General features: G+C 37.9%; 20 protein-coding genes. All 20 read right to left on the bottom strand.

Annotated elements, in window-relative coordinates; all coding sequences use genetic code 11:
- Positions 1-7: 7 nt before the first annotated feature.
- Positions 8-142, bottom strand: a complete 135-nt coding sequence (locus J7E67_RS14880) for an XkdX family protein (RefSeq protein ID WP_214732240.1) — start codon at positions 140-142, stop codon at positions 8-10.
- Positions 143-415, bottom strand: a complete 273-nt coding sequence (locus tag J7E67_RS14875) for a hypothetical protein (protein WP_214732239.1) — start codon at positions 413-415, stop codon at positions 143-145.
- A gap of 13 nt (positions 416-428) precedes the next feature.
- The gene (locus J7E67_RS14870; RefSeq protein WP_214732238.1) at positions 429-1,247 is read right to left on the bottom strand and encodes a hypothetical protein; all 819 of its coding nucleotides are present in this window, start codon (positions 1,245-1,247) and stop codon (positions 429-431) included.
- Between the two features lie 4 nt (positions 1,248-1,251).
- Positions 1,252-2,460 (bottom strand): siphovirus ReqiPepy6 Gp37-like family protein, encoded by a 1,209-nt coding sequence (locus J7E67_RS14865; RefSeq protein ID WP_214732237.1) that lies wholly within the window; start codon positions 2,458-2,460, stop codon positions 1,252-1,254.
- A 1-nt stretch (position 2,461) separates the two neighbouring features.
- Entirely contained in the window at positions 2,462-3,322 is an 861-nt protein-coding gene (locus J7E67_RS14860) for a phage distal tail protein (RefSeq protein WP_214732236.1), read from the bottom strand.
- The gene (locus J7E67_RS14855; protein ID WP_214732235.1) at positions 3,315-5,624 is read right to left on the bottom strand and encodes a phage tail tape measure protein; all 2,310 of its coding nucleotides are present in this window, start codon (positions 5,622-5,624) and stop codon (positions 3,315-3,317) included. Before J7E67_RS14855 ends, J7E67_RS14860 begins: the two co-directional genes overlap by 8 nt.
- A gap of 5 nt (positions 5,625-5,629) precedes the next feature.
- The gene (locus J7E67_RS14850) at positions 5,630-5,887 is read right to left on the bottom strand and encodes a hypothetical protein (protein WP_214732234.1); all 258 of its coding nucleotides are present in this window, start codon (positions 5,885-5,887) and stop codon (positions 5,630-5,632) included.
- A gap of 26 nt (positions 5,888-5,913) precedes the next feature.
- Positions 5,914-6,207 carry a hypothetical protein gene (locus tag J7E67_RS14845; protein ID WP_214732233.1) on the bottom strand — a complete coding sequence of 98 codons (294 nt, stop codon included), beginning with the start codon at positions 6,205-6,207 and terminating at the stop codon, positions 5,914-5,916.
- Between the two features lie 47 nt (positions 6,208-6,254).
- Positions 6,255-6,806: a hypothetical protein gene (locus J7E67_RS14840; RefSeq protein WP_214732232.1), complete on the bottom strand. Its 552-nt coding sequence runs from the start codon at positions 6,804-6,806 to the stop codon at positions 6,255-6,257.
- A 6-nt stretch (positions 6,807-6,812) separates the two neighbouring features.
- Positions 6,813-7,175: a DUF3168 domain-containing protein gene (locus J7E67_RS14835; protein ID WP_214732231.1), complete on the bottom strand. Its 363-nt coding sequence runs from the start codon at positions 7,173-7,175 to the stop codon at positions 6,813-6,815.
- Positions 7,168-7,623 carry an HK97 gp10 family phage protein gene (locus J7E67_RS14830; RefSeq protein WP_214732230.1) on the bottom strand — a complete coding sequence of 152 codons (456 nt, stop codon included), beginning with the start codon at positions 7,621-7,623 and terminating at the stop codon, positions 7,168-7,170. Before J7E67_RS14830 ends, J7E67_RS14835 begins: the two co-directional genes overlap by 8 nt.
- Entirely contained in the window at positions 7,616-7,933 is a 318-nt protein-coding gene (locus J7E67_RS14825; protein WP_214732229.1) for a phage head closure protein, read from the bottom strand. The genes J7E67_RS14830 and J7E67_RS14825 overlap by 8 nt, the downstream gene beginning before the upstream one ends.
- Positions 7,920-8,189, bottom strand: a complete 270-nt coding sequence (locus tag J7E67_RS14820; RefSeq protein ID WP_214732228.1) for a head-tail connector protein — start codon at positions 8,187-8,189, stop codon at positions 7,920-7,922. The genes J7E67_RS14825 and J7E67_RS14820 overlap by 14 nt, the downstream gene beginning before the upstream one ends.
- A gap of 62 nt (positions 8,190-8,251) precedes the next feature.
- Positions 8,252-9,454, bottom strand: a complete 1,203-nt coding sequence (locus tag J7E67_RS14815; protein ID WP_214732227.1) for a phage major capsid protein — start codon at positions 9,452-9,454, stop codon at positions 8,252-8,254.
- Between the two features lie 35 nt (positions 9,455-9,489).
- A complete protein-coding gene (locus tag J7E67_RS14810) occupies positions 9,490-9,630 on the bottom strand; it encodes a hypothetical protein (RefSeq protein ID WP_214732226.1) in 141 nt (46 codons plus the stop codon).
- A gap of 16 nt (positions 9,631-9,646) precedes the next feature.
- The gene (locus J7E67_RS14805) at positions 9,647-10,240 is read right to left on the bottom strand and encodes an HK97 family phage prohead protease (RefSeq protein WP_308161412.1); all 594 of its coding nucleotides are present in this window, start codon (positions 10,238-10,240) and stop codon (positions 9,647-9,649) included.
- The gene (locus J7E67_RS14800) at positions 10,206-11,411 is read right to left on the bottom strand and encodes a phage portal protein (protein ID WP_214732224.1); all 1,206 of its coding nucleotides are present in this window, start codon (positions 11,409-11,411) and stop codon (positions 10,206-10,208) included. Before J7E67_RS14800 ends, J7E67_RS14805 begins: the two co-directional genes overlap by 35 nt.
- An 18-nt stretch (positions 11,412-11,429) precedes the next feature.
- The gene (locus J7E67_RS14795) at positions 11,430-13,118 is read right to left on the bottom strand and encodes a terminase large subunit (protein WP_214732223.1); all 1,689 of its coding nucleotides are present in this window, start codon (positions 13,116-13,118) and stop codon (positions 11,430-11,432) included.
- Positions 13,115-13,477, bottom strand: a complete 363-nt coding sequence (locus tag J7E67_RS14790; RefSeq protein ID WP_214732222.1) for a hypothetical protein — start codon at positions 13,475-13,477, stop codon at positions 13,115-13,117. Before J7E67_RS14790 ends, J7E67_RS14795 begins: the two co-directional genes overlap by 4 nt.
- A 132-nt stretch (positions 13,478-13,609) precedes the next feature.
- Positions 13,610-13,915: an HNH endonuclease gene (locus J7E67_RS14785; RefSeq protein ID WP_214732221.1), complete on the bottom strand. Its 306-nt coding sequence runs from the start codon at positions 13,913-13,915 to the stop codon at positions 13,610-13,612.
- Positions 13,916-13,919 lie beyond the last annotated feature (4 nt).

Below are 13,919 nucleotides of genomic sequence, written 5' to 3'. Positions count from 1 at the left end.
AAGAACCCTACGCTAGGTAAGGTTCTCCAGTGATTTCTTCGTATTGAACCGCAGTGATTTTCCCAAATTCCACATACTTATGAATACGGGTAGCATCGTGATAAATTGCCCAATCATTTTTCGCATAAGAGTACCAATCCATTTAAATCACCCCGTTTAACATTAATGTAAAGGCTAAATCTATTTGTTGTCGTTGCAATTCTTCGATTGGTGTTGGCTTGTTTTTGAGCTCGATTAATTCTTGCTGATACGTTTCATCCTTCACTAATTGTCCATCCACATATTTATAAACAAAGGGATTTTTAATCACTTCGTGGTTTTCTGATACGTCAATCTCGATCTCACCTGAGCTACTTTTTACGCTTCCATATTGCAGGATTCGATTGGTCTCATCTATATAAACAAATATTTTCATCGGTAGTCTCCTCCTAAAACTCTATGATATAGCGCAAGCAAACATCGCTAGAATTATTGGTATTATCCGTTGGGTCATTTAGCGCTGTTCCCATGATTTTATCATCATAAACATTTATGGATTTACCTGTCATGTTGATTGTTGATGTAGTTAAACTATTGGATACGTCAAAGGTATTTTCAGCCCCATTAAAAAGGGCGGCAGAGGCTTTAAAAATAGGTGTAGATGCAATACCCCAATTGTTTGCACCTACACCAGGATCATAATCTGACCATATAAGCAGCCAACCGTTTCTACAGTTTGATAATTTTTTAGTTGGTGTAATCGTTTGTCCTACTCCAACATAACTAGCTCCTGACCAAAGTACAGCTTGATTTCGTTCGTAGGTTCGTTCATCCGTGATATTTCCGGATGTAATAGTCGATACGTTCGCATTCACCCGGACTTGCGCTAAGGATATTTCCCACCGGCTTGTATTTTGTGTGAGCGCAGGAGCAGACAGGGTAGCAGCCGGAACTCCTTGGAGCACCGCTAATTGTATGGTATTAGCTACCCAATCCAAGCGTACTATAACACAATCAATACGAGGGTTGGTTGTGTCAGCCGTACCAATCGCTAATACTTCCTCTGCATCTGACTCATAAAAGTGGCCTTTTAAATAAGCTTGACCAGATTTCACTTTGACTTGCATCCCTGTTGAATCTGCATAAACTTGTAATTCGTTTAGGGACCCTTTCAAAACTCCTGTGTCCAGCCATTTTTGCGCCATTTTAGACCATTGGCTTGCATCTAAAATAGGACTATTCGAAAAAGGATAAGATACTTGTGTCATCGAATCACCTTCTTTCTAAATTACTTAACCGCTTCGTGATTTTTTTCATCTTTTCAAAAATCCCTAAGATCGCATTATTATTACTATCGGATGTACCTACCACAGGATTGATGGAATCACCTTCTGGAGTGATCGTTATTTTTACTTCTCGGACGATATCTTGGATGACATCTAATTTTTCTTGGATTTTGCGAACACGCACGTTTTCTTCTGATACCGATTGATAAAAAGATAGGTAATAGTTCAGGATTTCTTTCGTGATGATTTCGTTCGGCTGTGTGAGGACAATGGAAACTTTATCTCCAAGTCCGTAGTCACGAATAAAAGCCAATTGAGGTGTATCAATCGGCAGAAAGCTAAAACTATTCTGTTCAGCGTTATTTATCATTTCCTCGTCTATCGATTGATCTAACTCGGTTACGTCTGATGTATCTCGCTTGTCAATAAAGGTCTCAGATCGTCCGTATTTAACGATTGAAGTATTATCTTGCTTATACCTAATGATACGGTCTTTGCCTTCTCCACCGCCGCCTACGATGACTAGATTCGCTTCTGGGTTATCGTTGCTGTATTCAAAGGATGATAGATTACCGAGTAATGGACTAAAAAAAGCTGACCGTGTTTTGTCGCTCGGTTGATAAACTTGGAACTGCAAAGAATCCTCAACCTGTATCACTCGAAATCCTAATCCCCCACTTAACGAGGTGAGGAGTTCCAAGAGGCTGTGAAAACGGGCTCTGCCTGTGATTGTATTCCCTAAGCCTTTGTCTGCCTCTAAAGTAAAAACTCTTCGGCTTTCAATAGGTGCGCTAGGACCTGCATTCACATCCACAAACTGTTTCATTATCGTTTCTGCTTTTCCTGTCCGGACATCATAATCCGACAAATAAAAATCAGCAGATGGGACGGGATATGCTAGTCGTTTTGCAAGATAAGCCATATCATCTTTCCCGGCAAGGGTCATGGTGTCCGCATCTTTACTAAACGACCGCTTTCGGCTTGAAATAGTTCCTGAAAAAACGGGTTGCCCGTCTTTTTTGACGATGATTCCAGCCTTATTTTTAATTAGTTCACGCGTAGCTGCGCAATCAGTCGGCAAGTCTAAAACAAACGATCCTACCGCATTAAAGCGTGGTATCAGGTCCAGTTTATTAAAATCGGTTATTTCTCCGATTCTTTTAAAATTGGAATCTCTAATATAAATGTTATACATCTTATGGCCCCCAATATCGATTGCGATAGGTTAATTGGATGCTTGATTCTGTTGTCGCATTAGCCATTTCTAATTGAATGCTATTTTCGCCTTCTTGCAAGGACCAGAGAGAGCTTTCATCAATCAGGGTATAGAAAAGGTTAGCCCCATCATTTTTCGTCACAGTCTTAGCGTATGGATTTGTGTCGATAGTGATGGTTTCGCCCACACCTAAAGAAGTTTCTAAGTTCATGACATCCCCTGTGGACATATTCCTCAAGACGATATTTTCACCAGGTCCTGTGATGATCCATTCCGGCCAGGTTTCCACATCTCCTGTATTTTCAATGCTTATATCAGCAAAGACTGTGGATGAAGATAAGCGTAAAGGAAAGATAGGAAAGAATGTACCTGGTGATTCATTAATTTTAAAGGTTTGGACGATGGTGTTTGAATCGTGCCAGAATGGGTCAAAGGCTCTAAATATCAATAATACGATTTTCCATGTACGCCCTTTAGAATCTTTGCTTTCTGTCCCTTCTAACCCTGCTTTGTAACGGCAAATAAGTTCCCTTTGACTATCATCAGGAGCTGTTACTTTTAATTTTCCATCCCCAGTTAAAGGGTTAAACATTCTTAAGCAGTCTCTAACCTTTTGTCTGAGTTCAATTTCTGACTCGCATTTTATAAATAATTGAACATCGACATCACGGGGCTTTACTTGAATATTCCTCAATCTACTACCCGACTGAAACGGTGCCTCTTCCTCCACAAATTCAATCTGGGGCATAAATAATCCGCTTGTACTTAATACAGAAAAATTATCTTGAAAGGTCAATGGATATTCAGTGCCCTGGCTGTCAATCCAAGAGATTTTATCCATGAAGCACCTCCAACCGTTGGAACACCCTCAGCAATTGATACTCATCTAAATCGACTGACTTTGCATCAATCTGAACATTAATATCGCCGCCACGTTTATCTAATAATCCTCGTGTCTCACTCGCATTTTTTACTTGTGATCCGCGCGGGATATTAAGTATTTCTGGACCATGTTCCCCAACAACAGACAATCCACCATCCGCATAATTGGTTCCCTTTGCGTACCATTCAATACCTAAGGACGGCATATTTTTCACCCAATCCAAAGGGTTCTTGGACCAGTTTTTTAATTTAAAATGAGGAGTCTTAATATCAGGTAGTTTTAAGCCAAGTCCACTAAACAGGCTTTTAATTTTACCAAGTGCCGTACTAACAGCATCTCGTGCCGCATTAATTGGTTTTGTTATGGCGGATTTAATGTTCTCAAACTTGGTTTTTATATTTGACCAAATTTCCCCTGCTTTTCCGGTAATAGCTGATTTTATTTCTCCAAAAATTCCAACTGCTTTTGATTTGGCAGCGTTCATTTTTTCTGAAATCGAATTTTTTAAGGATTCAAATTTTGACTTCACGCTATTCCAAATTTCAGATGCTTTTCCGACAATCGCCGATTTCAAATTACCCCAAATTTCTGCTGCTTTAGTTTTTATGGCTGACCAAATTTCGATTGATTTCGACTTGATTTTGTCCCAATTTTTAAAGATTAGTAGGGCTAGTATCCCAATTGGGCCAGTGATTACTGCTAAAATAGTTAGACCCCATTTTTTAAAAAAACCAACGAGCCAATCAAAAACAGATACGGCCACATTTTTGATCCATTGCCAGGATTTTGTTAGCCATTTACTTACGGAATCCCAGTTTTTCCAAAGTAGTAAACCTACTGCAATTAATGCTCCAATCGCTAGAGCAACCAATCCAATTGGATTCGCATTCATTGCCGCATTAAGTAACCATTGCATGGTTGTTTGTGCTTGCGTTGCGGCTTTCCATTTTCCATATAAACCAACGAGAGTGTTTATAATTAATTGCGCCGTAAGTGTGGCAGTAACACCTGCGATAATAGGACCAATAATATTAAAATTATCGATGACAAATTTAATGGCTGTTTTCAACTTGTTAAAAACTTCAGTAGCTCCACCAATAGCAGTCTCTATACCTGATTTAATTTGTGGCAGATGTCCTGAAATCCATTGGGCAAATTCGTTTAATTTCGGCATTACTTTTTCGCTTAACGGCAGAATAATACCTGTAGTTATTTGACGACCTATGCCTGTTAATGCTTCACCAAATGAGTCATATTTAATTTCATTTATTTCATTCAATACATCTATGGAGCCTTTTATACTATCATTCGTCTTTGTCATAGCCAGGATTCCCTTAGCTCCAACATCTTCAAATTTAGTACCGAATAAGGCTACACCATCGGAATATTGCTTTTGTGGATTCTTTTCTTTTGCTAAAGCTTGTGATATTTCAGCCAAAGCTTTCTTGGCTCCATCTCCACCTTTAGCGAATTGTTTTTGCAGTGCAGCACCATTCAGACCCATATTGTCTAATGTTTCAGCAGCTGAACCGCCTTGCTCGGTCATTATAATTCCGAATTCCTTAATTGCATCCCCAGCATAATCAAGGTTAAAAATTCCTGCAGATTTTGCATTTTGGAAGAGTCCAAACATCTCACTAGCTGAGAATCCAGCCTGTTTGAAATAAACAGAGTACTCGTCAATGGTAGGAAGAAGGTCATCGGCATAATTAAGCCCCTTCTGTGAACCTTCTGCAATTAATGCCATGGCATCCGAACCAGCTAATCCAAACTGTTTCATCAGTTTATCAGCTGAACGTATAGATTCATTCGTATCATAGCCAAAGGTATCACTGAACATTAAAGCATCCTGGGTAAGATACTTAAGATCCTCGCCCCATTCACCAGTGATTTTTTTAGCATTGGCCATAACCTCTCCAATTTGTTCAAATGATTCCCCGAAATTATTTCCGTAGATTTCCTTAACTGAATCGCCCATGTCTTTCATTTCATCAGTGGTGGATCCTGTTGAGGCTTGTAGTCCATTTAACGCTTTTTGAAGGTCATCACCAGCAAGAACCATCGCTCCGATACCGACACCTGCTAATCCGGTTCCTGCTAGTAAGGCTCCTCCGATTAATTTACCTGCAGTTGCAGCAGCTCCACCAAGAGTACCGAAAACTTTAGAGAGGCCTTGCCCTTTTTTCTCAGTGTCATCAATTGCTTTATCCGCTTTATCGTTATCAATGAATATGGATCCAAATAATTTGAATATCTCCATAACTTTTACTTCACCTTCCCTTCATAGGAGGCAATCACATCATCCATTTCCCGGCCAATTTCTTCGTATGTTTTATCCGAATGTTTATGAACTGGAGAGTGCAATTTTTGTTTAAACTCATCGAACGACATGAATTTGATTTTTTCCATCATCATATGAGGATAAATAGCCATCCACAATTGCCAGTCTGTGTTCTCGGTTTCTTTGTCGATTGCATGTTTTATATAACTTAGTGATAAGGGTAAATCAAGAATGGCTGACAAATCATAAGTCTTAGATAGTAATTCGACTATTCTTGGACATTTGATTTGGCAGCAGATTTGAAAAAACCAGCTGTGGTTGCATCAGAAAATAATTCTTTAATAAAACTGATTAAGTCGATTTCCTCTGCTTCTTGAATAGTACATTTCTTAATTTCAGCCACAAAAGTATAAATCTCTTGTTCTGCCTTGTAAGCTTTTTTAACTACCTGCATGATTAAATCAGCGCCGACCGCTTCCTGTGAGGATTTCGCATTCGTTACTTGAATATCTAATTTATCAATAATGGCTGAGAGTTTAATTCCTTGTTTTAAAGTAAGCATTATTTCTCCTCCTCATATAAAAAAAGACAGGGATAGTCTCCCTGTCCTTAAGCTGGTTCTGTGATAGTTGTTACATCTTCGATTGAATATAAATCGTCTGATACTTCTAATGGATCCCAGTGCGCGAACACTTCGAGTGCAATCTCACCTTCCGCTTTTGGAGCAGATGATAGGACAAAATCACTTTCATTCATGGCATTGAAGATCGTGATTTTTTTGTATTTACCATTCATTAGCTTTCCAAACATTGTAATGTTTTTAAAGTATCTCGAAGCTGGGATAGCGCCACCTTTATTGTTTTTAATGATTTTAGTAATATCGTCATAATCTGCTTGAGGCAAGGTCTTCGCTAATGTTTCAAGACTCGTATCCAAGATGCTGAATTTAAGAGAAGCGTTGATTTCGTCAATGACCTGCATCCCCACCGATTTCCCTAATGAACCATCATATTCAATATCACGAATATTCTTGGTGGCATTAAATTCAGCGCCGCCTTTAGTAGGTCCTAGACGTTCTGCGTCGAGTTCTCCATAATTCAGTATGACAATACCGTAATCAATTTGAATGTTATCGATCTGTTCTTGTTTTAGTTTTGTCACTTATCTTCACTCCCTTTTATATAACCTAGCTTGATAAATATATTTCCTTCTCTTTATGAGAGGTTCGGGATCGGTTAATGCTAATTTACGGTCTAAATAAAAAGTGACAGCTAAATCATCAGCCATCAATGTTTTTTTATTCAATCCGTTAATACTAACCATTAGATTTTCCAGGGTTGTAGTGTCGCCTGTTCTATCCCATCCATCGATATCTAAAATGAAGAGTTCTTGAAATTCTCCATCATCGGAACTGTTAGGAAAATTAACAACTATATAAGGATAAACGGCTTTATCAGGAGCAGCCTGATAAAAAACACGGGGGTGAATGCCTTTTAAGTAAGAAATTAATGCTTTTCTTAGATTAATCATCTGCTTCTTCATCCTCCACTTCTGGCAAGCCGTTTGCCTTTAGATGTTCTATTTGCCTTAAGTATTCCGCTTGAAGCTGGCGAATTAAGTCAATATTTCCGAATACTGGCCCTCGCATGTAATCGGTAGCTGGCATTTCTCCATTACGAGCACCAAATTGAACTAAATGGGCATGATATGCGTATGTGTAGCCTTTTTTTCTTGCTCTAGCTGCATCATACACACCAATTTGAAGGACCGGTGCTTCGCTTGCCTTTCCTCTTACCCATGAACCCACATTCTTTTTGAGGTCTCCTTCATCCACAGGGACAGCTCGCTTAATTTCTTTCCTCAAAAATTTAGCTACTTCTCTTAATGCTTTTTTCTCCAATTGACCTAATGCTTTCTTGACATCAGGGGCAAATGAGGAGTATCTTTGTGCGTTGTTATTGGAGTCTCTTCTAGCCATTGGAATCACCTTTATTAACAATTCCAGTGCAAATAAGCTCTATGATCTCACCGTTTTTATCAAACGTCCGCAGGATTTCATATTCTTTACCATTAAACAAGAGTTTTGGTTCGTCCAGGTATTCACTGGACCGAACCTCAAATTTTATTTCTGGCTTTAATCCTGTGGAAGCTGCTTGATAAAATTCAGATTGACTTATAGATTTTTTATTTGCGAATATTTGCCGATTACTTTTTATTTCGATAGTGTCGGCCATGTCATTTTCAGTAAGAGTGACTGAAATAAGATCGATAACATCACGAAACAACATTGTAATCACCAGCTAAGGACAAATGTATTTTTAATGATGTGTAAGCTTGATTAAGCTTTTCAGAATCAGGATTATCAAAACCAAAATTAGCCTTACAATAGGTTGTAACCGCTCGGATAATTAACGGATCATCACTATCGGTTTTTTTAACTCCAGAAAGTTGTAAATCTAAAATAGCCCCATCAATCAAATCTTGAATTTCATCATCAAGAGCATTGTGAGTGATTCTAAGGCTTTTACGAATCTTATCAAGCATTTAAACACCTGCTTTCAAAAGAAAAGAGCCACCTCAAAGTGGCTCCTTTCTAATTCACCTCATTAGGCACCTTTCTTAATTAACAATACTCCATTTGCATCTCTTAATTTTCCATCACCAATAAGAGTTGCTTTATCAATCCATTCGTCTGTGTTCTCATCGAAATAACGTTTCATTGCCATTTGAAGATTGGAGTTGAATACATACTCGCTTAAATCAACAAATACAGCAAATACATCACCAGTAGCAGCTGCAGCATAGTTAGCTAAGTAGTCAGGCTCAACACATAACACATCATAACCGCCAAATCGTCTTACTGGTGACCCTGTAATTCCATAGTTTGTTCTAGCAATAGGTTGACCATTTGTATCAACCATTCCATCGATATAACCTTCGAAAGTAGCCTTAGACATAATAAGAATTCCGCTTCCTTCATAAGCCAATGGAATATTTGCAAAAACATTCTTTTTCCATTTATCCCATTTACTGATATCAGCAGATGCAACTGTAATTTGTTGAGCAGCAGGAATTTCTGTAGTGTGGGCAAGAATACCTTTTGGCTGTCCAGTACCAGTACCGCTAATAACAGACTTTTCAATTGCGACAACCATAGCTTCAGCCATATCTGATGCAAGAGTAGCTTCAAAAACAGGCAAAGCGACAGTTTCAGCTTCTAAACTAGTAGCAATTCTGCATTGCAATTTGTAATAACTAAACTCAATAAAGGTATTGATGGTTTTCTTTTGCTTATCAGATAGAGTACCTTCACCTTGCCATGTTGCTACTGGCTTAACGGAAGCAGTCGGGATTTTTAATCCGCCTTTAAAGGCTGTATTTCGAATCCTAGAGAAAATCTGCCCATAAGATTTCATTTTTTGGACGACTTCATTCATGATTGTGGTCGGAATTACAGCACCAATGTCAGTAGTTACTGTTGTTGCATTAGCGCGTAATTCTTCCGACATAACTCCTGTAGTTACATAAGTTCTAAACGCTTTGCGATATTCAAAAGAAGAATATTTATCTTCCCTTTCTTCAACCTCTTTTTCATTTGCATTAGGAGAAAAGATTCCTCGAGTTTCACCAGCTGCACCCTTGTTGATTTCGCCAGCTTCTTTCATAAGCTGTTCTCTCTTTTCAATTTTGGCCTGCATTTCGTTAAGTTCACGAAGTTCTGTTTCAATGGCAGCAAGGTCTGCTTTAGGATCTTCTAGCATTGTACGCAATTCTACTTTTCTATCTAAAATTTCTTTGAAAGTTTTCATATAAATAAACACCATCCGTTTCTAATATTAGTAAATTATTTATCTTTCTTTTTTTGTTGTGACTCTAGCTTATCCAAATCTTTTAGCTCTTTTTCTAAAGGATCAATTTGCCTTTGATACGAATCAATTGTATTTTTTAAAGCTGCTTTTCTTGCTTCAATTTCATGAAGTTCCATTATCATCACCTCATTTCTAAAAGAGTGTTTGAATCAATAATTTTTTTCTGAGGTCTGAATTTTCTTGTTCTGTTTTCTTAAAATCTTCTAAACTCCTAACACTTATTTGACTTGTATCATAAGCCGGAAAAGTGCAGGGACTTACTTCAAACAGTTCAGCTTCTACAATGCTTCTTTTATAAATCTCTCTACCTTCGTATTGAACCTTTGACCAAACGTCATTAGTACAAACAAAGCCAAATGAAGAACCATCTACATCACCGCGTTGTACACTTTCATAAGCATCATTTCCGAATGTATTGTTAGGTAAATCAATATCATAATTCAATCCAGAAGTATCAGAATTAAACCTTAATGTTCCTGCTGATACGCTTCCTAATGGTTTTGATTTATCATGATTCCATAATGCTTTTTGATTCCTATTTTGAAGTGAATTATCAAAGGCACCAGTAGAGATCTCCTCAAGAAATTCATCACCCCACCTATCGCGAATTAAGGTAGGCGAATTATATTTAACAGCATAACCGCCGATAGTCTTTTTTTGACCATCAGTAACTGCTCTAACTTCCAATTTTTCAGTTATCAGCTGCCTTACTTCCGTTTTTTTCACCATCATCACCTCCTTTATTGCCGTCTTTAACCAACGCAGTATCTAAACGACGTATAGGCTTGTCTCCACCTTCAATAGGTCCCAAGGATAGGATAGAACGCCATTCATTCGGTGTCATTGCTCCACGATCAACCATTTGTACAAGATTCATCTTTGTGGACATAGAAGCGTACTGTAAAGCCGACGCTTCAAAAATAATTTTGTTTCCGTATCCGCGTTCTCGTCTGGAAAAAAGCTTTCTAGTAAATTCTCCAGATAACTGCATTGCCACAGGTTCGATTTCAGACTCATAATAAGCATTCCACTGGTCCTCAGTAAATTTACTTTGGATAATATTTTCATTTGTATTAAAAAAGCTATATATCCTTTGCAGAGTCTCTTTCATTTGATCTGCATTAGGTACATAGCTTTCTGGTTTTACTTGTTGCAAGTCGTAGCGTGGATCTGCAGCAGCTGCCCCACCATTACTTTCAATGTTTAAATAATCATTAATAAAAGCATCGACTTGTTTCTTTGTATCTTCAGGTTTTAAAACAGATGTAAACTTTAAAATCCACTTAATCACATTGCTGTTTTTAATAGCCTTCACAATACCTTGGTCTGTGGTATTGATTACCTCCATTAGTGGAGATAACGCTTGACCAGGATGCTCGCCAAAGAAATCATTTTCATTAAAATCTTTTCTTAAATGAATGATATCCGTGTATGGAATGGTCATTTGCTTTCCATTACCAAAATAAAACTTAAGAAAGATATCGCCTAGACTTCCTTCCACAACTTCTACAGTGGTGCATGGTATTGGATACACTTCAGCAGCATAACCAAGTTCATCCCGTTTGATAAATGCAAAAGCATTATTGTTTAGCTCCATTTGTGTTGCCATTTTTTCCTGAAGCATCTGCCCGGTCATCAATGGGTTAGGTTCTTCTAAAATAAACCGCATGTATGGGTCCGGATTGACTTTAAACTCTGTGGCATTATCACGAATATGTTTGGCCGTAAGTTTCCCAACTGCTTTCGCCTTGGGGCGAATACAAGCTCTCACAATATCACTCTGATAAATGTTCCCATTCCAAGAATAGAATCCATTGGATGAATCATTAATCATTTCAAACCTAGTTGTTGTAGCAGGATTTTTGTTTTTATTGAAAATGCGATCAAATAGTCCCAAATTCTCACCACCTTTCGATTAAACCATGTTAAGATAATCATTTTTCTTTTCTTGGAGAACGACATACGCATTTAAAAGAGCTGCAGTACCGTCAATTCTCCGGCGTTGATTATTTGTCTTACATGGTTGGATGTTCAAATTCTTATCAACCTCAATTGCAGTATTAGATAAGCACCATTTGTCCACAGGATGATTGTTATAAATGATTTTTTTCGCTTCTAAATCAGCGCCCAACATTTTCATAGGAGCTGATAAGGTCTTTTTACCTTGAATTACAGGTATCATCGATTCTTTTCCGAAATGTCCTTGCATTTCCTCAACCCAATACCTAGCAGACCAGCTATCATAACCAATCCACGGAATATAAATTCCAAATTCATCGCGTATTTCCAAAAACCACTCAGTGACAAACTTAGGATGAACACTATTGCCGGGCGTGGTCCTTAATAAATCTTGATCATGCCATAAATCATAAGGTATCTTATCTTCCTTAGTACGCTGTTCAAGTAAATCTTCAGGCAACCAATACATTTGTTTTACATATATCCTCGGATCATCCGGTAGCATAAAAATTACCTTTGCTGCTGTTAAGTCTGTCGTGCTGGATAAGTCCACACCACCTATGCCGTAATTAGGCATTAACTTTTCTACATCAAAGGTTTCCGTATTATTCAATTGTTCAAAGGTTAACCAGGCTTCGCTAGAAGTTTCACGAATATTAAAGTCTTTGGTTAGCAAGTTCTTTACTAGCAATGGATTTGCTTGTGCTTTATTAACCTTGGTTCCTAACTGGTCCACTTTCTTTATGGTTCCCAAGCCAGGATTCGCTTTTTTCCAAGTAGCAGGATCAGTCCATTCTTCCCTTTTGTCCAATTCATAAATGATGGGGAGGAAACGGTCATCTTTGTAACCTTCTTTATCATCGAACCCATTCAATAGCATTTCTGCCTCTTCATATTTCATGTCATAAACAGATTCTCGAATGGTCCCAGCAGTGGTAATCATAAAAATCATAGGTTGTTCACGAGCTGATGTACCATCCACAATAACATCATATAGATTCTTATCTTTCCATGCGTGAATCTCATCCATCATAGCCCCATGAACGTTTAATCCGTCTAATGTTTCACTGTCAGAACCTAGAGGTTTGAATGAACTATCATTCCATTCTGAAACCAATTCTGAAACTAATGGTTTGATGCGTTTTAGAAGAACAGGAGATTTTTTAACCATCCGTTTCGATTCTAACCAAACTAATTTAGCCTGGTCTTTCTTGGTTGCTACCGCATAAACTTCTGAACCAGGTTCACCATCTGCAATTTGTAAATACAAACCGATTCCAGAAGCAATTGTTGATTTTCCGTTTTTACGGGCCACAACCAAAAGCACTTCACGGTATTTTCTTGTACCATCTATCTTGTGGACGAATCCAAATGAAGCCGAAACAAAAGCTTTCTGCCATAATTCGAGTTCAATCGGTTTGCCGCCCCATTTACCCTTTGAATGTTTGCAGAAATTCTCAATAAACTCAATGGCGTGATTCGCTTTTTTGGAATCATATTCATAAATGGATTTGATATCGTAAATATCATCAACTAACTTTTTATAAATGCGACGAACCTTATTGCCTACAATTTCTTTTCCAGATTCAATCTGCTCATAATATTCAATGACGGGATTGTAGGTTAAAGGATATCTTTTACTCATTTGTTCATCACAAAGTCGTCAAACCCATCATCATGCTCCAATGGTGTTTCTTTAGGAAGTAAATCGGTTAACTGTTTCATGGCTTGCATATGGTTTTTTATCATCGTGTTGTAGACTTCTACTGCTGATGATTTTTTAGTACCAAATTGATTTGCGCCATTCTGATATGTTTCAGTTACACCATTTTCATTTATGTCATCCTGGAGATCCTCAAGGGTAACAGTCATGAAGGCAGCGTTTTTTATAAGTGAATCAACAGCCTTCTTTTTTTTACTATCTAACTTTTTCAATAATCCGTTAAGTCTCGATATTTCTTTTTTAATCCGTTTTTGTTTTTCTATATCCTGATTTTCACTCATAAAAATCACTTCCTTCCTATCACTGAATACTACACCCCTCATGCACGCGACCTGCGCGTTCTTCGAAAGTCCCCCCTCCGGTCCCCGACATTTTTTGTTTTTAAAATTTTTAGGGGGGGTTTGGGAAAATATTTATATAAAATTATTACTTTTTTGAACCAAATTGCCTTCTTTATCGAACATTAAGCCATAAATTGTAGGAGAATTTTTCTCATGATGTTCCCTGTTATGGCAGTCTTGGCATAGAAGTTCTAGGTTAGTGAAGCTAAGCGTGATGTCTGGATCATTAATGTTATCAGGCGTTATGTAACTCTTGTGATGAACTATCTTACCTGGTCCTTGACATCGCTCACACAACCCATATCTATGATTAAAGTAAGAAGCTCTACAGTTCTTCCACTGCTTCGACTTATAGAACTTAGCAGCATAAGGTTTCATCTAA

This window comes from Bacillus sp. ISL-46 (genome assembly GCF_018613205.1).
Note: the sequence above shows the minus strand (reverse complement) of the source record. Positions and strands in the feature narration are given on the sequence as shown.

What these genes read in the sequence shown, in the direction of transcription:
- J7E67_RS14880 (WP_214732240.1), bottom strand. Translation starts at nt 142, where the DNA reads ATGGATTGGTACTCTTATGCGAAAAATGATTGGGCAATTTATCACGAT.
- J7E67_RS14875 (WP_214732239.1), bottom strand. Translation starts at nt 415, where the DNA reads ATGAAAATATTTGTTTATATAGATGAGACCAATCGAATCCTGCAATAT.
- J7E67_RS14870 (WP_214732238.1), bottom strand. Translation starts at nt 1,247, where the DNA reads ATGACACAAGTATCTTATCCTTTTTCGAATAGTCCTATTTTAGATGCA.
- J7E67_RS14865 (WP_214732237.1), bottom strand. Translation starts at nt 2,460, where the DNA reads ATGTATAACATTTATATTAGAGATTCCAATTTTAAAAGAATCGGAGAA.
- J7E67_RS14860 (WP_214732236.1), bottom strand. Translation starts at nt 3,322, where the DNA reads ATGGATAAAATCTCTTGGATTGACAGCCAGGGCACTGAATATCCATTG.
- J7E67_RS14855 (WP_214732235.1), bottom strand. Translation starts at nt 5,624, where the DNA reads ATGGAGATATTCAAATTATTTGGATCCATATTCATTGATAACGATAAA.
- J7E67_RS14845 (WP_214732233.1), bottom strand. Translation starts at nt 6,207, where the DNA reads ATGCTTACTTTAAAACAAGGAATTAAACTCTCAGCCATTATTGATAAA.
- J7E67_RS14835 (WP_214732231.1), bottom strand. Translation starts at nt 7,175, where the DNA reads ATGATTAATCTAAGAAAAGCATTAATTTCTTACTTAAAAGGCATTCAC.
- J7E67_RS14830 (WP_214732230.1), bottom strand. Translation starts at nt 7,623, where the DNA reads ATGGCTAGAAGAGACTCCAATAACAACGCACAAAGATACTCCTCATTT.
- J7E67_RS14825 (WP_214732229.1), bottom strand. Translation starts at nt 7,933, where the DNA reads ATGTTGTTTCGTGATGTTATCGATCTTATTTCAGTCACTCTTACTGAA.
- J7E67_RS14820 (WP_214732228.1), bottom strand. Translation starts at nt 8,189, where the DNA reads ATGCTTGATAAGATTCGTAAAAGCCTTAGAATCACTCACAATGCTCTT.
- J7E67_RS14815 (WP_214732227.1), bottom strand. Translation starts at nt 9,454, where the DNA reads ATGAAAACTTTCAAAGAAATTTTAGATAGAAAAGTAGAATTGCGTACA.
- J7E67_RS14810 (WP_214732226.1), bottom strand. Translation starts at nt 9,630, where the DNA reads ATGGAACTTCATGAAATTGAAGCAAGAAAAGCAGCTTTAAAAAATACA.
- J7E67_RS14795 (WP_214732223.1), bottom strand. Translation starts at nt 13,118, where the DNA reads ATGAGTAAAAGATATCCTTTAACCTACAATCCCGTCATTGAATATTAT.
- J7E67_RS14790 (WP_214732222.1), bottom strand. Translation starts at nt 13,477, where the DNA reads ATGAGTGAAAATCAGGATATAGAAAAACAAAAACGGATTAAAAAAGAA.
- J7E67_RS14785 (WP_214732221.1), bottom strand. Translation starts at nt 13,915, where the DNA reads ATGAAACCTTATGCTGCTAAGTTCTATAAGTCGAAGCAGTGGAAGAAC.